Origin of the sequence: Lysinibacillus sp. BPa_S21 (assembly GCF_023337795.1) — a bacterium.
GTDB lineage: Bacteria > Bacillota > Bacilli > Bacillales_A > Planococcaceae > Lysinibacillus.
Genome location: NZ_JALIRS010000002.1, coordinates 247,323 through 273,788, shown reverse-complemented (window position 1 = coordinate 273,788; position 26,466 = coordinate 247,323). Strand labels below are relative to the sequence as shown.

Annotated in this window: 20 protein-coding genes and 1 pseudogene; 18 read left to right on the top strand and 3 right to left on the bottom strand. The window is 36.7% G+C overall.

Going from position 1 to position 26,466, the window contains the following annotated elements; all coding sequences use genetic code 11:
- Positions 1-15: 15 nt before the first annotated feature.
- The 3 genes from qoxA to MOK21_RS04525 form a co-directional block, all read right to left on the bottom strand.
- On the bottom strand, positions 16-957 hold the full coding sequence (gene qoxA / locus MOK21_RS04535; RefSeq protein ID WP_249072780.1) for a cytochrome aa3 quinol oxidase subunit II: 942 nt from the start codon (positions 955-957) through the stop codon (positions 16-18).
- A gap of 827 nt (positions 958-1,784) precedes the next feature.
- A complete protein-coding gene (locus MOK21_RS04530) occupies positions 1,785-2,627 on the bottom strand; it encodes a DUF2785 domain-containing protein (RefSeq protein ID WP_249072779.1) in 843 nt (280 codons plus the stop codon).
- Positions 2,628-2,932: 305 nt separating this feature from the next.
- Positions 2,933-3,400: a hypothetical protein gene (locus MOK21_RS04525; RefSeq protein ID WP_249072778.1), complete on the bottom strand. Its 468-nt coding sequence runs from the start codon at positions 3,398-3,400 to the stop codon at positions 2,933-2,935.
- A gap of 184 nt (positions 3,401-3,584) precedes the next feature.
- Here MOK21_RS04525 and MOK21_RS04520 point away from each other — a divergent pair, with 184 nt between their 5' ends.
- The 18 genes and pseudogenes from MOK21_RS04520 (at position 3,585) to MOK21_RS04435 (ending at position 26,463) form a co-directional block, all read left to right on the top strand.
- A complete protein-coding gene (locus MOK21_RS04520) occupies positions 3,585-4,574 on the top strand; it encodes a CDC27 family protein (protein ID WP_249072777.1) in 990 nt (329 codons plus the stop codon).
- Positions 4,575-4,685: 111 nt separating this feature from the next.
- Positions 4,686-5,975: a trigger factor gene (tig, locus tag MOK21_RS04515; RefSeq protein WP_249072776.1), complete on the top strand. Its 1,290-nt coding sequence runs from the start codon at positions 4,686-4,688 to the stop codon at positions 5,973-5,975.
- A 742-nt stretch (positions 5,976-6,717) separates the two neighbouring features.
- On the top strand, positions 6,718-7,989 hold the full coding sequence (clpX, locus tag MOK21_RS04510; RefSeq protein ID WP_249072775.1) for an ATP-dependent protease ATP-binding subunit ClpX: 1,272 nt from the start codon (positions 6,718-6,720) through the stop codon (positions 7,987-7,989).
- 230 nt (positions 7,990-8,219) lie between these two features.
- Positions 8,220-10,544, top strand: coding sequence for an endopeptidase La (gene lon, locus MOK21_RS04505; RefSeq protein ID WP_249072774.1), 2,325 nt, complete (start codon positions 8,220-8,222; stop codon positions 10,542-10,544).
- 4 nt (positions 10,545-10,548) lie between these two features.
- Complete coding sequence (gene yihA / locus MOK21_RS04500; protein ID WP_249072773.1) at positions 10,549-11,130, top strand: ribosome biogenesis GTP-binding protein YihA/YsxC; 582 nt, start codon at positions 10,549-10,551, stop codon at positions 11,128-11,130.
- A gap of 122 nt (positions 11,131-11,252) precedes the next feature.
- Positions 11,253-11,426 (top strand): YjfB family protein, encoded by a 174-nt coding sequence (locus MOK21_RS04495; protein ID WP_249072772.1) that lies wholly within the window; start codon positions 11,253-11,255, stop codon positions 11,424-11,426.
- Between the two features lie 164 nt (positions 11,427-11,590).
- Entirely contained in the window at positions 11,591-13,249 is a 1,659-nt protein-coding gene (locus MOK21_RS04490; protein WP_249072771.1) for a hypothetical protein, read from the top strand.
- 208 nt (positions 13,250-13,457) lie between these two features.
- Positions 13,458-14,912, top strand: a complete 1,455-nt coding sequence (locus MOK21_RS04485) for an S-layer homology domain-containing protein (RefSeq protein ID WP_249072770.1) — start codon at positions 13,458-13,460, stop codon at positions 14,910-14,912.
- A gap of 17 nt (positions 14,913-14,929) precedes the next feature.
- A complete protein-coding gene (locus tag MOK21_RS04480) occupies positions 14,930-17,833 on the top strand; it encodes a VWA domain-containing protein (RefSeq protein ID WP_249072769.1) in 2,904 nt (967 codons plus the stop codon).
- Positions 17,834-18,085: 252 nt separating this feature from the next.
- Entirely contained in the window at positions 18,086-18,334 is a 249-nt protein-coding gene (locus MOK21_RS04475) for an EamA family transporter (RefSeq protein ID WP_249072768.1), read from the top strand.
- 241 nt (positions 18,335-18,575) lie between these two features.
- Positions 18,576-19,898 (top strand): MFS transporter, encoded by a 1,323-nt coding sequence (locus MOK21_RS04470; protein WP_249072767.1) that lies wholly within the window; start codon positions 18,576-18,578, stop codon positions 19,896-19,898.
- 41 nt (positions 19,899-19,939) lie between these two features.
- On the top strand, positions 19,940-21,073 hold the full coding sequence (gene phnW / locus MOK21_RS04465) for a 2-aminoethylphosphonate--pyruvate transaminase (protein ID WP_249072766.1): 1,134 nt from the start codon (positions 19,940-19,942) through the stop codon (positions 21,071-21,073).
- A 144-nt stretch (positions 21,074-21,217) separates the two neighbouring features.
- Positions 21,218-22,024 carry a DeoR/GlpR family DNA-binding transcription regulator gene (locus tag MOK21_RS04460; RefSeq protein ID WP_249072765.1) on the top strand — a complete coding sequence of 269 codons (807 nt, stop codon included), beginning with the start codon at positions 21,218-21,220 and terminating at the stop codon, positions 22,022-22,024.
- A gap of 45 nt (positions 22,025-22,069) precedes the next feature.
- Entirely contained in the window at positions 22,070-22,633 is a 564-nt protein-coding gene (locus MOK21_RS04455; RefSeq protein WP_249072764.1) for an MgtC/SapB family protein, read from the top strand.
- Between the two features lie 332 nt (positions 22,634-22,965).
- Positions 22,966-23,533 (top strand): annotated as a pseudogene (locus tag MOK21_RS04450) (saccharopine dehydrogenase C-terminal domain-containing protein); the annotation flags it as partial.
- 85 nt (positions 23,534-23,618) lie between these two features.
- Positions 23,619-24,428 (top strand): phosphonoacetaldehyde hydrolase, encoded by an 810-nt coding sequence (gene phnX, locus MOK21_RS04445; protein WP_249072763.1) that lies wholly within the window; start codon positions 23,619-23,621, stop codon positions 24,426-24,428.
- 53 nt (positions 24,429-24,481) lie between these two features.
- On the top strand, positions 24,482-24,988 hold the full coding sequence (locus MOK21_RS04440) for a BMC domain-containing protein (protein ID WP_249072762.1): 507 nt from the start codon (positions 24,482-24,484) through the stop codon (positions 24,986-24,988).
- Positions 24,988-26,463, top strand: coding sequence for an acetaldehyde dehydrogenase (acetylating) (locus MOK21_RS04435; RefSeq protein ID WP_249073032.1), 1,476 nt, complete (start codon positions 24,988-24,990; stop codon positions 26,461-26,463). The genes MOK21_RS04440 and MOK21_RS04435 overlap by 1 nt, the downstream gene beginning before the upstream one ends.
- The last annotated feature ends 3 nt before the right edge of the window (positions 26,464-26,466 follow it).

Here is a 26,466-nt window from a genome sequence, read left to right as displayed (position 1 = left end):
TTTCAGGTGTAAAAATTAATGTGAATGTGATTCTTCAGATTGTTTCCCGTGATCCATTTTAGAGTGATCCATTTCTTTTTCAGACATGTTCATGTCACTATGATCCATGTCGCCCATTTTCATGTGTTCACTGTGTTCCATTGGAGCAGGTCTAAATTCTAAGTGTGTAGATGAATAGCTTGAACGACCAACGTGTTCTGCTTTTAATAGTTCATCAAATTTTTCTTCTGTTAATGGTTTTTCTTTTGCTTTTACATCAGATGCCCATTTGTCGAAGTCTTCTTGTGTCATAGATTGCGCTTCAAATTCCATTTCAGCAAAACCGCGACCGCTAAAGTTAGAGTTACGGCCCATGTATGAACCAACCTCATCTGCAGCAAGGTGAATAGTTGTTAACATGTCACTCATCGCATATTTTTGACCAGCTAATTGCGGAATCCAGAAACTTGTGATTGGTCCGAAAGAGTAAAGTTTGAACTCAATTGGACGGTCTGTTGGGATATTTACATAGTTTACAGTTTCAATCCCTTGTTCTGGATAGCTAAAATGCCATTTCCAGTTAGAAGATGATGCGTAAATAACAAGTGGCTCTTTATTGTCATAACCATCTGGTGTTGCCTCTACAGTACTTGTTGTTCTTACAGTAACAATTGCTAAGAATGCCACTATGATAATAGGGATAACTGTCCATATTATTTCAAGTAGATGACTACCCTCTTCGTGAGGAGGCTCATAATCGGCAGATGCTTTAGAAGCACGGTATTTTGTTAGCATAAATGCTAAAAGCACGTACACGACTAGTAATATAAAGGCCATTGTAATAATGGATAAAATAATTGTGTCTGATAATGTTTTGGCATTTGGCCCTTTTGGATCAAAGATTGTTAGGGGTTCACAGCCAGCAAGAACTGCAAGCGCACCAAATGCAAGAAACATTAAGCTTAACTTTTTCTTCATGTTTGACTCCTTTCTATAAAACGGCTATTCATAAATTTCATGTGTTTATATGGTTGATTCGAATTTACAAATAGTGGGTAATAAGGTCACCTCTTTTAGTTGTTGTACCAATCAAATAATCAGAAATACTTACAATGGCATGGTTCATTATGAAACATTGAATATTGAATCTATATTTGATTGGTCTAGTGCAAGCGTTCGCAAAAGCATTAATCTGTGTAATCGATTTTTAAACAATGTGTCATAATCGATCGACACAAATGTTGTTGTTTGCACATTGGATTATACGCCCGTTTTACAAAAAAAAAATTATTTTTTTATATTTTTAATAATAAAGTAGGGAAGAATATGAACATTTTTTGAACAAAAATCGTTATTTCAATATTAGTATTTTTGTGTTTAATATAATAAACACTGTTAGAACGTTGAAAACACTGAGTTTCTCATCTTTGATTATGTAAATAGTTTTTTTTGTGAAAATATCATTTCACATTTTAGACGTCTTTTTGTAATAAAGTCGCCGTGAAATTAAGATGTTCAATGCTTTTTTGTTGCGTTTTTTTAAAAAATGAAATTATGAAAAGTGGAATTGTGGATATATCAGGATAAACTTTCAATGTAAGGGATGATTGGAAAGGGATATTTCGGAAACTACTATTAATTATGTTAATATAATAACACACTTCCATATATTGTATTCAATATATTTTATCCGAAAAGTAAAAATAGCAAACTAAGGATATCCCTGGTTTGCTATTTTTGGCTATAGAGAAGAAAATAAATGTTCGAAGCAGAAAGAAAGTGAAATTCCTATTCGCGCCAGATTTCTAAGCGCCGAGCTTTAACCATTTTGCTACTTGTCCATAGATAGTATTTTGAAGTTTTGGGGCTAGGTTATTCATTTTTAATGCAAAATATAATGTTTTCATTACATTCAATGTGCATGTACGTCCGCTGAAAAAGGCATCGTTATAGCCTTGTGTCACTAAATGCATTTCAAATTTATCAAATACTTGTTCAACAAATTCTATTAACGCTTCCTCGGAGTAGTTACGATCTAATAACGCTTCAATAATATTAATTAGGCGTTCCTCCTCGTCGTTGACAAAGACAATATCCTTCCAAGTAACAAGTTTCAATGCATGCAAAATTAACGGCGCATGTTGTAGATCAAATTTAGGGTGTTTAATCGTCATTGCTGCTAAATCTGCACCATGTGCAATGCTATGCGCCCAACCCTTATCTTGAACATAACCTCTCGTATCTTTTTCCAATAATAAAAAGCGGCCAATCTTTTGAAAGAAAATTTGTAGACGATCATCATGTAAAATCAGTAACTCAGCATCTTTTGCAAGAATACTTGCTACAAGTAAAGCGGAAAACGAACGAGTGAAGACACTATCCGTCATTTCTTCACCTATGTTTAAATATAAAAAATCGTCGCTTATTGCAGTATCAAATAAATACTGTATCTGTTCGGTGCTCAGCAAATTGTCGCTAAGTATATCAATAAAAGTACGGTAAATTAATTTGTCTCGTAGTTCTGTATCTGGTGAACCAATGTGTGTTAACATTTCTTGTAACATCCAATCGCCATTTTGTACCATAAATTGTTGTCGCGCTGAATAAGTCATTGTTGAAAATGATTGTAATGTATTTTTGATATCCATATGTAATTCCCCCGAAGTAAAGTTCATTCTCTAGTAAAGCATTTTTTATTCTTTGGTGATTACTCATCCTTTTACCAATTCGAAGATACACTAAAAATGCTTATAAGGAACGGTCTTTTTTATTATAACGCTTCAAAGTTAAATTTGTTGATTGGTGAAGTTTTCTAGTGATATAGGAGTATATTCACAATAGGAATTCCAGAAGTAAGAGAAAGTTGATATGATAGACAAGCAACGAAAAGGGATAGACTTATTAATGGAGAGCACAATAAAAGACATACCTATTTAAGTATGTCCCATCCTCGTTATGATATAACGGTTGACTTTATAGCAAGCGGCCATTCCGTAAAGGTATTTTGATTGGTTTTTAATTCTACAAGAATATTCGCATTTTTAATGGCATCGATGAGCCATTCACTATAATGAAGTTTTGGTTGAGAATGTTGTAAGATTTGTTGCATTTCTTTTATGTCGATACTTAGAAGTTTATAGTTGCATTCAATGTGGACACTTTGGGGAATAATAAAAAGTGACTCATGTTGGTGTCCGAGTGAAATGGAGCCAGGAATGTGACCTTGAATACTTATAATATGTGTAATGGCTTCTTGCATGTATAAATCAATCTTTGTCCGTGTGAGTATGTTGAATTCAATAGGACAATCCTTCTGATGGGGACCGTCCGCTGTAGAAAACGAAACAACTTGAATTGATAGTGCCTCAAACATAGGAGAGATGCTACTATCAAATTCACTAACCGTATCCATTAATTGCATGTATTCCACTCCTTGTGAAGAACTTTTTTAAAATACAGTAGAAGCTAAGATGGCTGCCTGTATGTAATAAATGAAAGAGATATTATTCATTATAATACAATTTATTACAAAATATGAAATGCATTGTTGTGGTGAGGGTTCATATAGAACGAATGCGTAAAATCGTGGTAAAGAGGTGAGAAAAATGACAAAGCGAAAACGACATGTTATCAAACATGACAATATTGTTGTTTTTCCTGGTGCTGTTCAAACATTAATACGTGAAGGACATATGTATGCGGAAAATTATCAATATGAAGAGGCTGTAGCAAGTTTTGAAAAAGCGTTCTTATATGAAGCTGGAGATGAAATTGCGTTAAGTGCCTATGCGTATGCTTTATATGAATTAAAAGCATACGATAAAGTTAAAAATGTTTGTGAGCAATTATTTGCTATGGGAACGACATTGTATGTGGAAGTAATGGAACTGTACGTTACAGTATGTATGCAGTTAAAAGAATACAATCAAGTAGAGTCATTAATTACGACATTAATGGAAGAAAACGTGCTTCCCGAAGATCAACTTGAGAAATTTGAACGCTTAAGAAGTTTGAACCAAGAGGTAGCAAGGAACCTCCAAAAAAAAGAGGATGCTAACCGATTGGTAGAAGACCAAGAATATGAACTTTCGAAATTTAGTGCTTTAACACCAGACGAACAATCTATTCGACTGCATCGCTTAATGGAAACGAATGTACGGCAATTAAAAACAGCATTAAAAGATATTATTGAATGTCCAACAATCCATCCATTTGTTCAGAGCTTAGCACTAATTCTATTAGTTGAACAAGAAGTGTCAATAGATATTACTGTCTCCAAATTTAATAAAACAAAGATTATTAATCCAATTAATTTAGTCTTACCAAATCAGTTGCCTCAATATATAGAAGTAAAAAAAATAATAGAAAATAAATTAGAGCAAGATCCATCGACGTTGGAAATGGTACAATATTTAATGGCGAAGCATGCCATTGTGACATTTCCGTTTGAATGGCAATCATTCGAAGCTGATGATATAGCCTATGGTTATATTGACTTTGTACAATCTATGCTTGGAAAAGTACAGGAAATGGACTATGAAATCATCGGATTTTTACAAATGTTAGAAAAACTAACAGAACTACATGAAGTATGAAATAAGTTGAAACTATACGCATCTATGTTATACTAAAATGGTTGTCAAAATCGTAGTAACGAATGAATTGTCTAACATTAAACTTGATTATTTATTTGGAGGTATTTATACATGTCAGCAAAATGGGAAAAACAAGAAGGTAATATCGGTACTCTTACAATCGAAGTACCTGCTGCAGAAGTAGATGCAGCAATGGACCAAGCGTTCAAAAAAGTAGTAAAACAAATTAACGTACCAGGTTTCCGTAAAGGAAAAATGCCTCGTAAGATGTTTGAACAACGTTTTGGTATTGAATCTTTATACCAAGATGCATTAGAAATCATCGTTCCTGATTCTTATGCGAAAGCTATCGATGAAGCTGGTATTATGCCAGTTGATTACCCAGAAATTTCTGGTACAGAAAACTTCGTACACGGTAAAGATTTCTCATTTACTGCTCAAGTAACTGTGAAACCAGAACCAAAACTTGGTGAGTACAAAGGTTTAGAAGTTGCGAAACTTCCAGTAGATGTTACTGACGAAGAAGTAGAAGCACAAATTCAAGACCAATTAGCTCGTAAAGCAGAACTTGAAATTAAAGAAGATGAAGCTATCGTAGAAGGCGATACAGCTACTATCGACTTTGAAGGTTTCGTAGGTGAAGAAGCATTTGAAGGTGGTAAAGGTGAAGACTATCCACTAGAAATCGGTTCAGGCTCATTCATTCCAGGCTTTGAAGAGCAACTTGTAGGTGTAAAAACTGGTGAATCTAAAGACGTAGTTGTTACTTTCCCAGAAGAATACCATGCAGCTGAATTAGCTGGTAAAGAAGCTACTTTCAAAGTAACTGTAAAAGAAGTTAAAACAAAAGTTCTTCCAGAATTAAACGATGAATTCGCTAAAGAGTTAGACCCAGAAGTTGAAGGTGTCGAAGCTTTACGCGCTAAAATCAAAGAGCAAACTGCTGAGCAAAAACAAGCTGAATCTGATGCAGCACTTCGTGATCAATTAGTTGAAAAAGCTGCTGAAAATGCAGAATTTGAAGTGCCAGCTGGTATGATTAACTCTGAAACTGATCGTATGTTACAAGAATTTGGTCAACGTCTACAAATGCAAGGTATGAACTTAGACCTTTACTACCAATTCTCAGGTCAATCAGAAGAAGATTTACGTGGACAAATGAAAGAAGAAGCTCAAAACCGTGTACGTGTATCTTTAACACTTGAAGCGATTGCTGAAGCTGAAAAAATTGAAGCAACTGAAGCTGATATTGAAGCTGAATTAGAAAAAATGACTGCTCAATTTAACATGACTAAAGACCAAATTACTGGAGCTTTAGGCGGTACAGCAGTTCTTGAAAACGACATTAAAATTCAAAAAACAGTTGAATTTTTAGTAGAAAACGCTAAAATTACTGAATAGGATTTTTTTGTAACTGGATAGAAAAATGAAACAAGGTACGGCATTAAACCGTGCCTTGTTTTATCACATATTTTTTATTTAGGCTCAGCGAGTTCCCCTTTAGAGTTAGTTTGATTAATTATATGATAAATATGACGACTACCTTCACCACAAAGAGCATACTCCAAAAGGAAATACTTTTTTGAAAAGGGGATAGGCAAAGGTCTTACACTTCTCTAATACATAGTATTGTTTGACTTTTCACACGATGCTAAATTTAACTTTATTCAGTAGAGAAAAGACTTAAGTTTATTGATGTCTCAATTCTTCCAAATGAGGAACTACGAAATACATCCTCCTCTGAATGAAGTTAAGCCTCTGGCAAATAGAATAGATTTTAAAAAATGGCAAGTTTTCATTCGGGTAACTTAAGTTGTACTGCCGACAAATGGCATGGGTCAGAGAGCTTGGAAAATAAAAGCTCCCTGGTCGCTAGAGGTTTCTGAAGAATCAGTCAGTTATGCATGATACAGTTGATCAGCGGAATTCAGGCTCATCACTAGCGGAGCTAAAACGTGACAAGTCAGAACGTCACATGTTGATGATACAAGTGAATGAATGGGCATCTTTGTGGTACAATGAATGTCGAAACTTTTTTGAAATCTGGAATCTTAAATGCCATGGTGTAAATAGATGCAGACAATTTATTTGATAATGATTCAATAATCTTGTAAGATTGTTGCTTGAATAGGGGTGAAACATATTGTTCAAATTTAATGATGAAAAAGGCAATTTAAAATGCTCATTCTGTGGAAAACCACAAGAACAGGTACGTAAATTAGTGGCAGGTCCTGGTGTTTATATTTGTGATGAATGTATCGAGCTTTGTTCAGAAATCGTTGTAGAGGAACTGGGCGTTGAAGAAGAAATTGAATTCCAAGATATTCCAAAACCGAAAGAAATCTTAACGATTTTAGATGACTATGTAATCGGACAAGAACGTGCTAAAAAAGCTTTAGCAGTTGCGGTTTACAATCACTACAAACGCATTAATACGAATAGTAAAATTGATGATGTAGAATTAGCAAAATCGAACATTGTGTTAATCGGCCCAACTGGTAGCGGTAAAACTTTATTGGCCCAAACATTGGCACGTATATTAAACGTTCCTTTTGCAATTGCAGATGCTACTTCACTTACAGAAGCTGGCTATGTTGGTGAGGACGTTGAAAATATCTTATTAAAATTAATTCAATCCGCAGATTACGATATCGAGCGTGCTGAAAAAGGAATCATCTATATTGATGAAATCGATAAAGTTGCACGCAAATCTGAAAATCCATCTATTACACGTGATGTTTCTGGTGAAGGCGTACAACAAGCGCTTCTAAAAATTTTAGAAGGAACTGTTGCAAGTGTTCCACCTCAAGGTGGTCGTAAGCATCCTCACCAAGAGTTTTTACAAATCGATACGACAAACATCTTATTTATTGTAGGCGGAGCATTTGATGGAATAGAATCCATTATTAAACGTCGTCAGGGTGAAAAAGTAATTGGCTTCGGTTCAGATCCAAACAAAATTGATATGGATGAAAGCTCAATTATGGCAAAGCTGATTCCAGAGGATTTGTTGAAATTTGGTCTAATTCCAGAATTCATCGGTCGATTACCAGTACTTGCAAGTCTAGAACAATTAAACGAGGCTGCGCTTGTACAAATTTTAACTGAGCCTAAAAATGCACTAGCTAAGCAATATCAAAAAATGCTTGAACTAGATGGTGTTGAGCTTGAGTTTGATGAAGGTGCTCTTTCTGAAATTGCAAAAGAAGCAATTGAACGAAAAACAGGTGCACGCGGTCTTCGTTCAATTATTGAGTCAACAATGCTTGAAGTAATGTACGAACTACCTTCACGCGAAGATGTGAAAAAATGTATCATTACGGCAAAAACAATTACGGATAAAGAAAAACCGAAATTGCTTCTTGAAGATGGCACTGAACTCGATGAAGGTAGCGACACAAAAACTTCAGCATAACGAACAGACGTGGAAGTCTATTGTTATGGGATAAAGAGTAATTTAGCTGACTTCGATTGTGCAATATTCGCACATATCGATAGTCAGCTTTTTATTCATTCATACATAAAGCCCACTGTAGTTAGATGAAATTTTTGGCTCAATTGATTAACTAGTGTGAATCAGCTTTTTAGACACATACTAGTAGCGTGGGAGTGAATAAGAAAATTTTAACGGAGGTGAATACCCGCATGGTGACAATACAAAAAACAACAAATGTACCATTATTGCCTTTACGTGGACTTTTAGTTTACCCGTCGATGGTGTTACATATTGATGTGGGTAGAAATCGTTCTGTAGCGGCGCTAGAACAAGCAATGTTAGAGGACCAATTGATATTATTAGTAACACAAAAAGAAGTTCATGATGAACAGCCTGATGAGCAAGATCTATATTCAGTTGGTACGATGGCATATGTCAAACAGATGCTAAAATTACCGAATGGAACACTGCGTATATTAGTGGAAGGTGTAGCGCGTGCAACATGGTCTAATTATCAGGCATTAGAAAAATATACGATGGTTGACATTGATGTTAAAGAGGAAACAAATGGTAAAGATGTTGAAACACAGGCTTTAATGCGTACGTTGTTAACGTATTTTGAAAGATACGCAAAATCCTCCAATAAGATTACATCTGAAACCATTAGTACTGTGGCAGACATTGAAGAACCAGGTCGTTTAGCAGACATCATTGCATCGCATTTACCGTTTAAGATTGCAGATAAACAAGAAGTGTTGGAAATATTTAGTGTGAAGAAACGTTTAGACCATTTAATTATTCGCTTACATGACGAGCAAGAAGTACTTGAGCTAGAGAAGAAAATTAATACAAAAGTTAAGCAATCGATGGAGCGTACGCAAAAGGAATATTATTTACGTGAACAAATGAAAGCTATTCAAACGGAGCTAGGAGATCGTGAAGGAAAAACTGGCGAAGTAGCTGAATTACGTAAACGTATTAACGAAATAGGTTTGCCTGAAACAACGGAAGAAGTAGTGCTTAAAGAGTTGGATCGATACGAGAAGATCCCAGCAGCTAGTGCAGAGAGCGGTGTCATCCGAAACTATATTGATTGGATTATATCACTACCATGGACAAATGCGACTGAAGATCGCATGAGTATCGAACATGCAGAGAACATTTTAAATCGTGATCATGACGGATTAGAAAAAGTAAAAGAACGTATATTAGAATATTTAGCTGTACGTCAGTTGAAAAATTCGTTACGTGGACCAATACTTTGTTTAGCTGGCCCTCCAGGTGTAGGTAAAACATCATTAGCTCGATCCATTGCAGAAAGCTTGGATCGCAAATTTATCCGTATTTCATTAGGTGGCGTACGTGACGAATCGGAAATTCGTGGTCATCGACGTACGTATGTTGGAGCAATGCCAGGTCGTATTATCCAAGGGATGAAAAAGGCAGGGACAATTAATCCTGTATTCCTTCTTGATGAAATTGATAAAATGTCTAATGATTTTAGAGGAGATCCAGCAGCAGCAATGCTGGAAGTTTTAGACCCAGCTCAAAATAATACATTTAGTGATCATTACATCGAAGAACCTTATGATTTATCAAATGTATTGTTTATAGCAACTGCCAATGATTTAAGTACAATTCCTGGGCCGTTACTAGATCGTATGGAAGTGATCTCAATTGCTGGTTATACAGAAATTGAAAAAGAGCAAATTATGAAAAATCATTTAATACCAAAACAATTAAAAGAGCATGGCTTGAAAAAAACACAAGTTATTATAAAAGATGAAGCAGTAATGGATATCATCCGTTATTATACGCGTGAAGCAGGTGTTCGAGGACTAGAGCGTCAAATTGCAACCTTATGTCGTAAAGTCGCTAAAATCATCGTTTCCGGTGAGAAAAAGCGAGTAACAGTAAGCTCGAAATCGTTAGAGGAATTACTCGGAAAACACCGTTTCAGATATGGACAAGCAGAAGAGGAAAATCAAATCGGTGTAGCTACTGGACTTGCCTATACAACTGTGGGTGGTGATACATTACAAATTGAGGTATCATTAACACCTGGTAAAGGAAAATTGCAGTTAACTGGGAAGTTAGGCGATGTTATGAAGGAATCTGCTCAAACAGCTTTATCGTACGTCCGTACAAAAATGGACGATCTAAAAGTGGATGCAGAATATTTTGAAACACATGATATTCATATTCACGTTCCTGAAGGAGCTGTGCCGAAAGATGGGCCTTCCGCAGGTATTACGATGGCAACCGCAATTGTTTCTGCAATTTTACACCGTCCAATACGCCGTGAAGTCGGCATGACAGGTGAAATTACATTACGCGGGCGTGTACTGCCAATTGGTGGCTTAAAGGAAAAAACACTCAGTGCGCATCGAGCGGGCTTAACGACAATTATTTGTCCGAAAGATAATGAGCGAGATATTGAGGATATTCCTGAAAGTGTACGCGAACAACTAACATTTAAACTAGTGTCATCGGCTGATGAAGTATTAGCCCATGCACTGGACGGAGGTTTATAAGAAAATGAAAGTCCATAACGTAGAAATGGTCATAAGTGCTGTAAGACCAGACCAATATCCAGAAGATGGACTGCCAGAATTTGCGCTAGCCGGTCGTTCAAATGTGGGAAAATCCTCATTTATCAACCGAATGATCGGTCGTAAAGCTTTAGCGCGTATTTCTTCTAAGCCCGGAAAAACACAAACACTTAATTTTTACAAAATTGAAGAGCAATTGTTTTTTGTGGACGTTCCGGGGTATGGTTATGCAAAGGTTTCAAAGACTGAGCGTGAAGCATGGGGGAAAATGATTGAGCGTTACATTACAGGGCGCAATGAATTAAAGGCAGTCGTACAAATTGTTGATTTACGTCATCCTCCTACAGCTGATGATCGCATGATGTATGATTTTTTAAAGCATTACAATATTCCTTGTATTGTCATTGCAACAAAAGCAGATAAAATCCCAAAAGGTAAATGGGATAAGCATAAAAAAGTGGTAAAAGAAACACTGGATATGGAAAAAAATGATCCGCTTATTGTTTTTTCTTCGGAAAAAGGAATTGGTTTTGAAGAAGCTTGGCGTACGATCGAAAATAAAATGTAATAAAAAAACATCTATTGAGTCTATTATTTAGGACAGTAGATGTTTTTTTTTATTAAAAATATTAGGGGAAACGCTTGATGAATGAAACAACTGACCGATAAATGAATTAGGAGGTGGACTAAATGGATATTGCAGCTTTATCGATGGCAATGAATCAAGCAAGTTTAATGCAAAATGTATCTCTAGCTGTAACGAAACAGGCAATGGAGATGCAACAGCAAAATACAGAACAATTAGTTGAAATGTTAGATGCTCCACATCCGACAGCAGGACATACAATTGACGTTCAAGTATGATAAAGCAAAGGTAGCTTGAAATTGTAAGCTACCTCTATCTTTGTGTCTAATGGTAGATTTGAAAAGAAACTAAAAGCACTAAAATGTAACTTTTTAAATAGGAAAAACTACCAATAGTACGATATACTATTGATTAATAACAATTTTTAAGGAGGCGGGATTTGTTGAAGAAGATTCCATACATACTAATGATTTTGTTACTAACAGTTCTCGGATTTTCATCAAATCAAACAGCTCATGCAGCTCAGATGGTGACTGGAACCTTTGTTGATGTAACATTTTCAGAATATGCAAATTCTAAAAATGGAGTAATAGAAAAAAAGCTTAGTAAAATTACTTTGCAAAATGAAAGTGGTCGTCAAGTTACATACAATATAAATGATAATGCCCGCCTGTATATTAATAATACAGTGACAACAATCGAGGGCTTTAAGATGGGTATGAAAGTAGAAGCGGATATTTCTCTTCGAAGCGTTGTTGAGCTTCGAGGTACGTCTAATCTGACAAATGAAACAGAATCTCCAATAGTACAAAATACTAAAATACTTGCCGGAGTAGTAACAAGTATTGATCCAAATGGCCTGTTTATTATGTTGAAGCCAGATATTGGAGAAGAAACAACCTACTATATCAATAAAGATACAAGCTACCAAAAAAACTCCTCAGCTGTTGATATTAGCTCATTATATGTTGGGGATCGCGTTAAACTTAGCCTTAAAAATCGAAACTCATCAATCGTCACAAAAATAGAGATTAGTGAGACGGGTACATTAGTTGAAAACCTATATAAAGGTGAGATACAGACGGTTAATGCCAATGCAAATAAACTAACTGTTAAAAATCAACATGCTTTTATAAATTGGCAGTTTGGTTCTGATACAACAACGGCTTTGTCAACGATGAATTTTTCATCGAAAGTTCCGATATATGTTGGAAACGCAAAAATTGATAAAGGCCAATTGAAAAATTACATTGGCAGTGAAGCGTATTATGCAACAGTTAAACAATTTGGTAAAGAAGTGATTGAAAAGATTGTTGTATTGAAAAACAATGAGCGTACCTACTATGAGCCTATGCTTTCTGTAGATACTCAATATCAATTATTAAAACTTAAATCTGCAGGTACAGTATACTTCCACAATGGAACAATTTTAATTAGAAATGGTCGTTTAATTGAACCTACTGGCTTATTAGCTTATGGTACGGCCTTTGTTATTGCAGACGGTGCTGCACGTAATCATTATGCTCAAGTTGTACAAGTAACAAGTGATAGCTTTATGTCACCAAACTTAGCGGGTCATGATTTATATTATGGACGTTTATCACAAGCAGATGGCTATTTAATTGAAGTTGATGATGCGATGAAGATTGAGTCAAATGTCTTCAAGAAAACAGAGGGTACTGTACTATCTGTTAGTAATTCAACAAAGGCAATAGTAGATGACGGTAACAAAACATTTAATGTCATGCCTGATACGGAGCTTCATTTATATGAAGGCGAATATGGATACTTCTATGTGAAGGATGGTCATGTACAGGCCGTTCATATTCTTCATAAAGCTAAGCCTGTTGCACCATTAATGTTAACTGGTAAATTACAGTCAGTTAAATCGAAATACCCTGCTGTCATTAATGTGAAGAGTGTTAGTCAATGGCAAAATGGTCGTTGGTATGAAGCTGGTGAAATGATTGATATGAATATTGATCAATCTACAATTATTAAAGCAGGCAAAGTAATACAAGCATCTGATTTAAAACCTTCTGATCGTTTAGTAGTATTATCAGATCGTTTTGTCAAAGCTCATTTAATATTAGTTGATTGATAAAATATAATTTGCGAGTCTTCTGCGAGTATGAAAAAATGTTGCCATATGAGTAGAAGACGAGCAGATTTTAACCTTTATTTTTTCAAAGGTTTTTTTGCTTATGTAAGTCCAAAAACGGTTACCTACCACAAGATTATTATGTGATCTTGTATTGATAGCTCCAGATGCGGATATGTCTGGAATGAAAGAGAGGGACAAAAAAAGAATGCGAAAACATTTATTTAAAATAATGTTAGTAGTGCTTGCTGTATTTGTTATTGGAGCTACTACCCCAGAAAATGCATCAGCTGCTTCATTAGAAACAACAGGTGCTGTAAAAAATGAATATACATATGAGGAAGCTGTTTTCATTACAGGAACACCCATTATATTTAAAGGCACTAGTAAAGACATCAAAATTACACAAAAAGAATCCAAAGGAAAGTTAACTGAAACACATAATGTAAAGCTAACAGCAAGTAACGGTGCTACACTGACTCGAAATATTGCTTATGAATCAGATGTTGTGAATTATGATACGATTGGTCAAAAAACATCGAATGGTGTAGTAAAAAAGTATACTGAGAAAATTGTTGTTGGGAAAACAACATATACATTGGTAGATTACCAATTTTCACAAGGGACAGTGACAGATAATCGAGCAGCCTCAGATTATTACTCAGGTAATGTAATTTCGAGAAAAACATATGCCTATCAAACTGGAACTGGAAAAAATACCGTCCAAAATACTGTAACAATTGAAACAGATAGTCGTCATGCGGGCTATGAAAATTTCTGGGGAGCAACAGAAACACAAATTACAGAAGCTGTTTATAATTTTAGCGATGGTAAGACAAGCCATGTGAAAAATCGTTTATCTACAAGCAAATCTCGTGTATTAAACTATGAAGAAAACCTAGGAAGTTTAGGGAGCTTTGATGGTGGATATGCGGTAGTAAGTGAAAAGGATGTTATTTCTGAATATACGTATGATTTAGCCTCAGGGCAAAAAGGTACTCTTGATTTAGATAAAGAATACATGCCGACAATTGAACGTTTAATCATTCCTAAGTTCCGCGATTTATCAAAACATTATGCGAAAGACGCTATTGAAAAATTATATTCTTTAGGTATTTACTCTGATGCAAGTAACTTCTTCTCACCAAATACCCCTATGAAGCGTATTGACTTTACAATAGCGATTGGTAAGGCAGTTGACCTACGTGTTATGGAAGAAACGAAACCGAAAAAGTCGACATCAACAACTAGTATTTTTAAAGATGTTAAACGTACGGTAAAAGACTATGCCTACATTGAATCTGCCTATAAAAAAGGAATCATTAAAGGTGTAACGCCAGAGTATTTCAAACCAAATAATCAAATTACTCGAGCACAAGCAGCTACGATATTTGTACGCGCATTAGGGCTAGAAAACAAGGCGCCGGATCCAGGCTATGTGACGAAGTTTAAGGATGATGCGCAAATTCCGAGTTATTCAAAAGACGGAATATACATTGTCAATGAGTTAGGCTTAATGACTGGTGACCCTGTAACAGGTCGATTTAATCCAAATCAACCATTAACGCGAGCACAAGCATCAGTAGTACTAGAACGTTTCTTAAATTATTTAGAAAGCGACTTAAAACAAAACTATCGAGATGACATATTGTTCTTTAATTAAAGAAAGGACTGAAAAAAATGACGTATGTTAAAAAAGTATTTTTATCCCTACTTTGTTTCGTACTTGTCTTAATGACAGCAACTCCAGCTGTCACGCAGGCTGCTACAACCATAAACGATGTACCAACAAATAGTAGTAATTACAAAGCTATTTCATGGGCAGTCGATAATGATCTACTTTCATTGAATAGCGCTAATAACTTTTTACCAAATGAACAAGTAACTGAGCGAGAGCTTGTTGTAATGTTTGCAAAGCTTGATCGAAATTATGCATTAACATATAACGACAGTGTAGCTTACAATTTCTATAGTGATTTTTATTTACCGCTTAACGGTACTTATACAACTGCGAATCGTTCAAAGGCTGTTACACGTGGACAATTTGCACGTGTATATGCTGCATTTAAAGGCTTAGATTTGGATGAGCCGCAGGCAGTTCAATACTTATACACAAATGATATTTCAACAGGAAGCACTGGTAAAAAAACATTTGCTGACTTCAACCCTTCTACAAAGCTATCTCGTGGAGATATTGCTGAATTTTTATATCGAAGCGTACAAAACGGTAACTTTGCTGTTCTAGGATTAAAACGTGCTGCAGCAGGACGCGATAACAATAAAATTACATTACCTCCAGGCTTCATGGGCTCAACCAACACAGATTTCGAAGAGCCAAAGGATAATAATAATGATTTTACTGGTCCGGAGTATGTTAATAATGCACTACAAAGTATTGATGTTGAAAAACCAGATTTAATCGCAAATGACCAAGATTCAACGCTCATTACTGTATCTTTAAAAGCTTGTAATGGCGATCCAATCCCTGATGATAAGTCATATACATTCCGTGTAACGTCGTCATATGGCGCAAAAATCGTTGATACATCCGGTGAAGCTGTACGAAATGTACAATCAGACGGCTCAACTGTTTCTGCGATTGTCATCGCACCAAAATTAACAAAATCTGTACGTGATACTATTTCATTTGAGCTTATTAACAATACAGATCCTACTATGAAATGTCTTGTAGGTGAAAAATTAAATGCACATGTCCGATATTCACCTCAGCCAGAAATGCGTATTGATTATCAAGTGTATGATCCAAAAAACACGGATGACGAAAATGGAAATGTCACACCTCCATATGTACCGTTTGAAAAATTACCAGAGTTCTTTACAGAAAATATTGTGAACGTTCATTGGATTGATCCAGACGAAAAGCTATTTAGTATTGGACAGCAAACGAATGTAACAAATGCTCTAGGAAATGTTGAAAATAAATATCTACAATATGGTGGCAGTGATACTAAATACCCTGCTTTAGGCTATGAAAATGCTATATTACAGTTTGAAAACTATAATATTTCAGTTTGGCTATTTGAAACAATCATTCAAAAACGCTTAAAGGATTCAGTTAATGATACGATCGAAATTATGTATATGATTTCAGATGATGGGCGTCCGATTTATCGTATTCAAGGAATTGATGATGATATTGCCTCACAGGTTGAGAACATTAATCCAGTCGGTTCAATTATTCAACTTATGGGCTATTTGCCAGACGAAAAAAAATTGACGCTTGAGCATTATGATAGTGTCATGAAAATTTATGCTATTTTCACAAGCTTGAGTAACTATGATCGAACAGTATTATTAAAATACCAAGGCGGTAAATTGCTCGGTCAAGTAGAAGCCTATAAAAAACGAGTGGAAGCATTAAAAGAAAGTGCGGAAGAGGCATCAAGACCATCAGGTAAAGATCGTTATACGAAGGTAATGGTTACATTAGTAAGACCAGGTGGAGAAGTTATTACTGACTACCAAGGAACAGTAAAAATTAAATTTGATGGTGTTGAGAAAACAGCTTCATTTGTTACAAATACTTCGGATTATTTAAATAACACAGGAAGCCCAGGGACAGCTGTAGCGTACTTTGACTCAGTTATTTATGGAAAATCGAAAGCTGAAGCAACATTAGTAAATCAAATAGATCCTCGTTATGCAAAAATATTGAAGGATTTAAAAGATAAAACAATTACAAAGGAAATTTTCACAAATCCTTACTTCAGTAAAAATTCTTGTTCTTTAGCAACAGAAGTAGCTTATGTAGTTGATTATTCTGCTTCCATGAAAGCATCTGACCAAACAAATTACCGCGGTAAAAAAATGATGGAAGTCATCAATCAGATTAAGGCTAAAAATAATATTGTTGTTGAAACGAATACAAAAGCTACTGTTCTAGGAGAGGGCAGTACAGATAATGTTCTGAAAAAAGATTTGTATAAAGCATCGAAAGAAAAGGGTGCCACAGATATTTTCGCGGGTATAGACATCGCACTGTCTAAATTCTCCAATGACTCGAAAACTTCAAAATCTATCATTGTTGTATCAGATGGTAAAACAAGTAAATCGAAAATGACTAAAGTACTGAACGATGCGAAAAACAAAGGCGTAAAGGTTTACACTGTAAGTATGGGTAAAAAATCACAAGTCAATGATGCAATTTTAATGCAACTGGCTGCTGAAACTGGTGGTACTTACTACCACGCAATCGATAACTTACAATTACATCAAGTTTTCCAAAAAATTATTGATTCGATTTTATGTAAAACTACGTCTTCAAGTTGCGTGAATCCTGAAAATTTATTTGAAGAAGCGACAGTAACTCTACGCAAAGGCAATATTACAATGAATGCAAGAATTGATGGTAATTGTTCAAATGTTGCAAAGGTTAATGTACGATTCCCTTCTTTAAGTGGAGATGTGCAATTTGAATTGAAAAAGCGTAGCGATAGTGTCTATATGCTAACAAAAACAGTTCAAACCATGCAGGACTTCAAGATTAATAATGAGATTGAATTTGTAGCATATGATAAAGACGGTAAAATTATAGCTACTAAAACTGTGTCTATTACAAATTAATAGACAAAAAATAAAGCTGACCTAATTTTAACAATTAGGTCAGCTTTTTTGATGTGTGCTCGGCATGCGTATGAACTATAGGGTTAAAGGGACCTTATAAATGTTTCGATTAAATGATGTTAACTTAAAATGGGTGTTTCTGACGGGAACTTTTTTCGCTTTAAGCGGTGTCCTGGACGGAATGGATGCTGCTCTAATGTCCGGTATATTATTTAAATCTTTGTATATGCGGGAGTGTTTGTTGGTAAATACATGATTGACCGAATAGAGAAAATTGAAGTTTCCTTAGTGAAAAAATACCTGCTCAAGCTATTTATTGGCGGCTTATTTGTCTTTATTTCCAATGCCCTTGCTGTATATGCTATGGAAACCACCCTAGTGACCTATGTGGCAGCTATTAGAGAAATTAGTATTGTTTTTGCAGCTATTATTGGAATTGCCTGGTTGAATGAGAAAATCAGTTATGTAAAGTGGCTATCAATCATTTCCATAATACTGTGAATTTCAGCTAAATAATTAAAAAGTCTTTAAAACCAACCAAAACCAATACAAAAAATGAATAAAGCAAAGCAAAAACAAAAAAATGCAGAAAAAACTATTCACAATTTTCAGAAAAGATGGTATTCTAAATTTAACGGTACCAAGTAAGCGTTTTCACTAAAATCCACTTTTCAATTAGTAACGGTACCAAGTAAGCGTTTCTACAAAAAATTCACTTTTTAACTAGTAAAGGAGGTTATTTATGTCAGCAAACAAACAAACAAAGAAGGTAAGGACTAAAGCGTTAATTGGAAGTTTAATTGGCAGTTCCATCGAATATTATGACTACCTTTTATATGGAACGGTCGCAGCCCTTGTATTTAACAAGCTTTTTTTCCCTAATTTCACTCCAACCGTCGGTCTTTTAATTGCATTAGCATCATTTGGAATTCCTTATTTCTTCCGTCCGCTTGGCGGCGTGATCTTCAGTCACATCGGCGACAAAGTTGGAAGAAAGAAATCACTTGTTTATACTCTCGGAATTATGGGGATTAGCACAGCTTTAATCGGCTTTTTACCAGTTTACGATTCAATTGGAGTTTGGGCACCCATCCTGCTAGTGGTGTTAAGGCTGATTCAAGGAATTGCAGTTGGCGGTGAATGGGGCGGAGCCGTTTTGTTGGCTGTCGAATATTCCGAAGAAAAGAAACGCGGTTTTGCTGGAAGTGTTCCTATGATGGGGGCAGCAGTCGGGATGATTTTAGCCACAGCAACGATGGCATTATTAAGATTATTACCGGATGCCCAATTTTTAACTTGGGGCTGGCGGGTCCCATTTGTGGGAAGTCTGTTATTGGTTTTCATTGGTTTATGGATTCGAAATGGTTTAGAGGAAACCCCAGATTTCCAAAAAGCAAAGGATGAAGGGGCAGTTTCAAAACTTCCAATTGCTGATACCTTTAAATATCACTGGAAGGAAATCATCTTAACAACTGGAGCGAAGGCAATTGAAACTGCACCGTTTTATATGTTTGCGACATTTGGAGTTTCTTATGCGACCAATACGTTGAAAATGCCTGAGGGACCTGTCTTAAATGCCGTTACAATTGGGACTTTGATTTCATTAGTAATGATTCCATTAATGGGTACGTTATCGGACCGTGTTGGACGAAAAAAGGTATTCTATGGAGGTACCCTGGGAGTAATTTTATTCTCGATTCCATATTTCTTCTTACTTTCAAAGAAATCGATCCTTCTACTAACGATTGCTGTAATGATTGGGTATGGAATATGGTCCGTTATCACTGCGGTATTAGGAACGATGTTCTCTGAAATGTTCCGTGCAGAAGTTCGCTATACCGGTATTTCGGTAGGGTATCAATTAGGGGCAGCTATTTTTGGCGGCACTGCACCGCTCATCGCCACATCATTAGTAGCAGCCTTTCACGGTTCTTGGCTTCCGGCAGCGATTTATTTGATGCTACTTGGGGTTATGTCACTAATTTGCGTGAGATTAATGAAAAATCTGAACGAAAAAGAACAAGAAAACATGAAAAAAGAGTTTAACCCGGCACTTTATGAATAGTTTAAATAAATAAAATTCTACTATTAGGGAGGAATAAAGAAATGAATATGAAGGATGTCACGAACAACCCATACCTATTATTAACACCAGGACCATTAACGACAACGGGTACGGTTAAACTAGCGATGATGAAAGATTGGTGTACATGGGACGATGACTATAACAATATCGTACAGGGTGTAAGGAGTAAGCTTGTTTCACTTGCTACAAAAGCTGTTGATAAATATTCAGCCGTATTAATGCAGGGAAGCGGTACTTTTAGTGTAGAATCAGTAATTGGTACAGTCCTGCCTAAGGATGGAAAGCTTCTAGTTATTGCAAATGGGGTATATGGTCATCGAATTGCAAAAATCTCTTCGAAACTGGGCATTAATACAGTGGTACTTGCCAGCGGTGAGGTTGAGGCTTTAGATTTGAACCGGCTAACAGACCAGCTGGAAAGGGATCCAGACATCACGCATGTAGCCATTGTTCATTGTGAAACTACAACGGGAATGCTGAACCCGATTGAGAAGGTTAGTGAAATCGTTAAGCGTTATAATAAAGTCTATATTGTTGATGCGATGAGCAGCTTTGGCGGCGTAGAAATGGATATTGATGAATTAAAAATAGATTATATTATCAGCAGTGCCAATAAGTGTATTGAGGGAGTTCCAGGCTTTGGCTTTGCCGTTGTTAAAAAGGATGAATTTGAGAAGTGCTCCCAAAATGCAAGATCAATCTCTCTTGACCTCTATGACCAATGGAAAACAATGGAGGAGCAAAATGGCAAATGGCGCTTCACTTCACCGACCCATGTTGTAAGAGCTTTTGCACAAGCTTTAAAGGAATTAGATGAGGAAGGCGGCATTAAAGAGCGGGCGGCAAGATACATGAATAATCAAAAAGTCTTGTCAGAAGGAATGAGAGAATTGGGTATTGAACCAATCCTTGCAAATGAGCTGCAATCACCAATTATTACTTCATTCTACTATCCGAATTCAGAAAATTTTGAATTCTCAACCTTCTATAGCAAACTCAAGGAAAAAGGCTACGTGATCTACCCTGGAAAAGTTTCTGATATGGATACGTTCAGGATTGGAAATATCGGGGATGTTCATCTAGCGGATGTTGAAGGATTATTGAAGGCAATTGAAACAAGCAGATATTGGCTCAATCCTGTACTAGAAAATTAAGTAATCACTGGCAACATACCTTTATCTTCCTCTATAATATTAATATAGGTCTAGACGAAAAAGAAGTAACTATCGTTGTTCCTATCATTTTCATGGTGAACTAGTCTAATATTATAGTGGAAATATTTATATGGGGTGAAGGTTTTGTCACTAGCGGGAGAAGAAAGAAAAAGGAAAATATTAGAACAAATAGAGGTCAAAGGGAAGGTTAAAGTACGTGAACTTGCCAAAGCTTTAGAGGTTTCTACAGAGACCATCCGAAAATATTTAGATGAATTACACCAAGAGGAAAAGCTCAAAAAAGTTTATGGCGGAGCTATTAATATTTCATTCTTTAATGAGGAGCCTTCTACATTAGAACGTGAAGTTATCCATTCTGATGAAAAGAAACGTATTGGTGAAATGGCGGCAGATCTAATTAATGATAACGATGTAATCGCGATTGATGATGGCAGTACGCCATTGCAATTAGTAAAAAATCTGCGAAAAAAACGAAATCTAACCATTTTTACAACATCAATTAATGCCCTTTCCGTACTGATTGAGTTAAGTCAGCAAAATATCTTTACGGGAAAGATTTTTATCCTTGGCGGTGAAATTAATACAGTACATCATCGAGTTACCGGAGGATTTACGATGGAAATGCTTGATAATATTTACGTAGATAAGTATTTTATTTCTGCAGATGGATTTTCAAAAGATGACGGGATAACCGGGTTTGATTATTCTAAGGGAATGATTACGAAAAAACTAATTGAACATGCTAGTAAATCAATTTTACTAATTGATTATTCAAAAGTTGGCAAACGTGCAAATTTTAAAATGGCAGACCTGAAAGACATTAGTATGGTGATTTGTGATCAGCCATACCCAAAGGATTGGGAGCATAGTCTTCAAGAAAATAATGTGAAATGGCTGGTGGCGGATCAAACGGAATCATCTTCAATGTGACTCTCCGCACTATAGGCAAAAGGCTGCCTGTAAAGGGGGAAGGGAATGGACCACTTAGGACTGTTCTACGAAGAACATTTATGGAAAAACATTGAAGTATATATGCGTCTTGTGATAAGTGCACTTCTTGGGATGTTCATCGGCTGGGACCGAAGTGCTAAAAATAAACCAGCGGGTCTAAAAACGTTCACCTATGTTTCTGTATCGTGTACGCTCATTACGATTGTTTCAATTTACAGTGCCGAGGTTTTTAGCGATTCTCACATAAATAACCGGATGGATCCGATGCGTCTAACGGCGCAGATTGTATCTGGGCTTGGTTTCTTAGGGGCCGGTCTGATTTTGAAGGACGGCCTTCAGGTAAAAGGATTGACGTCCGCAGCTATGGTATTCTTTGTCGGCGGCGTGGGAATTGGAATAGGAGCTGGTTTTTATGGGATTGTTTTTGCATCTGTGCTAATTACCTTCCTACTTGCGAAAATCAGCCAGTTGATTGAAAGTAAGCAGATTGAAAGTAGGCTGATTGAAACTAAGCAGATTGAAAGTAAGCATTTAGCAACTGTTGATGAAAATGAGCAAAAACGGACGCTCCAAAGGAATCCTGGATAACGAAATAAATAAATGGCCATATTCTACGAATATATCGAGAGTATGGCTTTTTTTTATTACGAAAGTTGGTTTTGGTTGGTAGATTTAAGGATGAAAAAATTTTTTTTAAAAAACGGACAGTAAAACCAATAAAAACCAAGACAAACCAATTTACCTGTGATATAATCAATTCAACTCATAAATTGAGTGAATATTTTAAATATTTAGGAGGGTGATGCGTGAATGTCTTTTGTTTAGGTGGAGCTGGCAGAATATGCAGAGAAGCCGTTTTGGATCTTGTTGAACCATTCGGAGTTTGAAGTGATTACCATAGGTGACTTCAATGAAGAAATCGGGCTTCAAGTTGTAAAGGGATTAATTTAATCGAAGTCCGTGGTACATGGCCGAAGCAAAATACTGCAGCTCGTCAGTGCTTTGTATGATTACGGAAATTAAAGTAATCCGAAAGTCTCTGTCAATGGAGTAAAAGTGTCGGTGTAATGGATGTGATTGGTGAATATCTTATTCAATCCAAGGAAGGACAAGAAACACAAACGTACGGTTACTCCCTACATATTGAGATAGTGGGGAAAGAGGATGGCATTAAAAAACGCCACGTCCTTTATCATACACATCCCGCAAGTGACGGATCCGTTAAGGGCTGGGAAAAAATTAAGAGCCTATACGAGGAACGTAAAAATTCCAATGGCAATTGCGACAGAAATCATCGCAAAGGGACTAGTTGAAAAGACTGGAATCTTAATTCCGGAGGATGCGTTTGAACCAACGATGATTTTTGAAGCACTAAAGAAACGAGGAATTCATATTCACGAAGAGATTGTTTCTATAAAAAGTAACAATCAGGGAGCAGTTATTCTTTCCGAGAATAATAGGGAGAAAATGGTTGTTTCTACTAACTAAAAAGAACTAATAATAGCGTTTGCATGCCGGGAAGCAGATACTCTAGCGTGTGTTATATTAGTGCCGAAAAAGGAGGGTTCGTGTTTTGGGAAATCAAACTCCCCAGATTGAAGCTGTTATTTTTGACTGGGCAGGCACCACTGTAGACTATGGTTGTTTTGCACCATTGGATGTTTTTTTGGAGATTTTCAGAAAAAGAGGAATCGAAGTTTTAGATGAGGAAGCACGGGCTCCGATGGGGCTGTTAAAGTGGGATCATATTAATACGATGTGTCAGATGGACCGAATTGCACAGCTTTGGAAAGAAAAGTTTGGCCGATTACCAGAAAAGAAAGATGTCGATGACCTATATGCTGACTTCGAACCTATGTTGTTCTCAATCCTACGTAACTATTGTACGCCAATACCTGGTGCAATAGAACTGGTAGAAAGGTTAAGGAGACAAGGAATCAAAATCGGTTCCACTACTGGATACACAGCTGAAATGATGGACGTTGTCGCTCCTGAAGCGAAAAAGCAAGGGTATGCCCCAGACTTTATGATTACCCCAAGTGATGTTCCAGCGGGAAGACCGTATCCATGGATGTGTTATCAGAATGCCATGAATCTTGGTGTTTATCCAATGAAACACATCATTAAAGTGGGCGATACCATCAGTGATATTAAAGAGGGCGTCAATGCCGGTGCCTGGAGTGTTGGAATTCTTAAGGGCGGCAGTGAACTTGGGCTTAAAGAACATGAAGTAAATGCGCTTGACCCTGATACACTTGCAAAAATGCTCGAAGTTGTTACGAAAAGATTTAAAGATGCGGGTGCTCATTATGTCATTAATAGTATCGGAGAATTGGATCAATTAATTCCGAAGATTAACCAGCGTTTAGCTAATGGGGATTAAACATACTTATTAATAAATGAATAAGTTGCCGAGAGGTGGAGAGGTGAGAGTAGTTGAAAAAACATGCCTATGCACTGGGAATGGTCGAGACTATTGGTTTTCCGGCAATGGTGGCTGCTGCAGATGCTGCTGCCAAGGCTGCAGATGTGAACGTTACCACGTTTCAGAAAGCGGACTCGGGGATTGTGACGATATATATCATTGGTGATGTAGCGTCGGTGAAAAGTGCTGTCGATGTGGGAACAGAAACTGCCAAAAGAGTTGGTCAGCATCGCCACTCACATGTTATTCCTAGGCCGGACGATCATGTGATCCAAATGTTGTTTCCGGTTCTAGTAGCAGAAAAGCAAAAAACGGTTAAACAAGAGTCACAAGACTTCACTGCTACTAATGATACAAACTACCGAGATCTAAATAAAAAGAATTTGCAGGAGCTTAGAGAAATAGCAAACTCCTTTGAAGGTTTTCTGTTATCGCCAGATGAAATAGCAAAATCGAGAAAAGAGGAGTTACTACAATTAATATTAAAGTTCCAAGCAGGGAAAGGCGGCGATAAGTGATGTACCTAGATACCGATCTTGAATCGATTCAAGAGGCTAGAGAAAATCTGAAACTAGCTAAAGTGGCACAAAAGGCAATGGCAAACATGACACAGGACCAGGTTGATCAAATCGTACACTGCATGACCCAAGCTGCTATCAGAGAAGCTGGCAGACTTGCAGCAATGGCGGTTGATGAAACAGGGTATGGCAAAATGGAAGATAAAATGACTAAAAATCTCTTCTCTGCTAAGGATGTCTATGAATCAATTAAGGATAAGAAGACGGTAGGGATCATTTCACGTGACGAGGATAAGAAATTGCTGTTAGCGGCCGAGCCAGTTGGAGTTGTTGCAGGTATTATCCCTTCTACAAACCCTACGTCAACGGTTATTTTTAAAGCATTAATTGCGGTTAAATCAAGAAATGCGATTGTTTTTAGTCCACATCCATCGGCGGCTAAATGTACAAACGAAGCTGCTAAAGTTCTAAAGGAAGCGGCAAATAAGGCAGGGGCTCCGGATGGAATCATTACTTGTATTACGAAGCCCACACTTGCATCGGCACAGGAATTAATGAAGCATAAAGATACAGACCTAATTTTGGCTACAGGCGGTCCAGGAATGGTGAAGGCAGCCTATAGTTCCGGTAAGCCGGCATATGGTGTTGGCCCTGGAAATGTTCCGGTATATATTCATTCGAGTGCAAATATAGCAAAAGCTGTGAGTCAAATTGTTCATAGTAAAACGTTTGACTATGGTACGATATGCGCTTCTGAGCAAGCCCTTGTGGTGGATAAAGCCATTAAGAACAAAGTGAAATCCACACTTGAGCAGGCAGGTGCATATTTCTTAGATGATTACGAGAAGCAGAGAGTTGAAGCAATCATTCTCCGCGGCAGCGGTTTAAACCCTGACATTGTTGGAAGATCGCCACAGGCGTTGGCGAAAATTGCGGGCATTGTCATTCCGGATAATACTAGATTACTAGTAGCTGAAGAAACGAACATAGGCAAAAATTATCCAATTTCTCTGGAGAAATTGTCACCAATTCTTGCGTTTTACACTGTCACTAATGAACAGGAGGCTGGAAAGGTCTGTGATGAATTGCTCGAAATTGGAGGATTAGGCCATACAGTTGGAATTCATTGCGAGGACCAGCAATTGATTGAAAGTTTTGGTGTTCAACAAAAAGCTTCACGGGTGGTCGTGAACTCTGGTACAACCTTCGGCGGAATTGGTGCAACAACCGGGATCTCACCATCGATGACTCTTGGCTGCGGCACCTACGGAAATAATATTTCTTCGGATAATATTGGCCCAGAGCATCTATTAAATAAGAAACGAATTGCCTTTGGTATTCGAGAAATGCAAAATGAGGAACCAGCAAGAAATACTGCATATAAAGAAAGCGCTTTAAATGCTGAACCAAGTGTTTCAAAGGATGAAATTATGGAAATTGTCAAAAGTGTGTTAAAAGAATTAAATTTCAATTAGGAG

What these genes read in the sequence shown, in the direction of transcription:
- phnW (WP_249072766.1), top strand. Translation starts at nt 19,940, where the DNA reads ATGAATATGAAGGATGTCACGAACAACCCATACCTATTATTAACACCA.
- MOK21_RS04495 (WP_249072772.1), top strand. Translation starts at nt 11,253, where the DNA reads ATGGATATTGCAGCTTTATCGATGGCAATGAATCAAGCAAGTTTAATG.
- MOK21_RS04520 (WP_249072777.1), top strand. Translation starts at nt 3,585, where the DNA reads ATGACAAAGCGAAAACGACATGTTATCAAACATGACAATATTGTTGTT.
- MOK21_RS04530 (WP_249072779.1), bottom strand. Translation starts at nt 2,627, where the DNA reads ATGGATATCAAAAATACATTACAATCATTTTCAACAATGACTTATTCA.
- MOK21_RS04525 (WP_249072778.1), bottom strand. Translation starts at nt 3,400, where the DNA reads ATGCAATTAATGGATACGGTTAGTGAATTTGATAGTAGCATCTCTCCT.
- yihA (WP_249072773.1), top strand. Translation starts at nt 10,549, where the DNA reads ATGAAAGTCCATAACGTAGAAATGGTCATAAGTGCTGTAAGACCAGAC.
- qoxA (WP_249072780.1), bottom strand. Translation starts at nt 957, where the DNA reads ATGAAGAAAAAGTTAAGCTTAATGTTTCTTGCATTTGGTGCGCTTGCA.
- MOK21_RS04470 (WP_249072767.1), top strand. Translation starts at nt 18,576, where the DNA reads ATGTCAGCAAACAAACAAACAAAGAAGGTAAGGACTAAAGCGTTAATT.
- MOK21_RS04480 (WP_249072769.1), top strand. Translation starts at nt 14,930, where the DNA reads ATGACGTATGTTAAAAAAGTATTTTTATCCCTACTTTGTTTCGTACTT.
- lon (WP_249072774.1), top strand. Translation starts at nt 8,220, where the DNA reads ATGGTGACAATACAAAAAACAACAAATGTACCATTATTGCCTTTACGT.
- MOK21_RS04475 (WP_249072768.1), top strand. Translation starts at nt 18,086, where the DNA reads ATGATTGACCGAATAGAGAAAATTGAAGTTTCCTTAGTGAAAAAATAC.
- MOK21_RS04455 (WP_249072764.1), top strand. Translation starts at nt 22,070, where the DNA reads ATGGACCACTTAGGACTGTTCTACGAAGAACATTTATGGAAAAACATT.
- tig (WP_249072776.1), top strand. Translation starts at nt 4,686, where the DNA reads ATGTCAGCAAAATGGGAAAAACAAGAAGGTAATATCGGTACTCTTACA.
- MOK21_RS04435 (WP_249073032.1), top strand. Translation starts at nt 24,988, where the DNA reads ATGTACCTAGATACCGATCTTGAATCGATTCAAGAGGCTAGAGAAAAT.
- MOK21_RS04485 (WP_249072770.1), top strand. Translation starts at nt 13,458, where the DNA reads ATGCGAAAACATTTATTTAAAATAATGTTAGTAGTGCTTGCTGTATTT.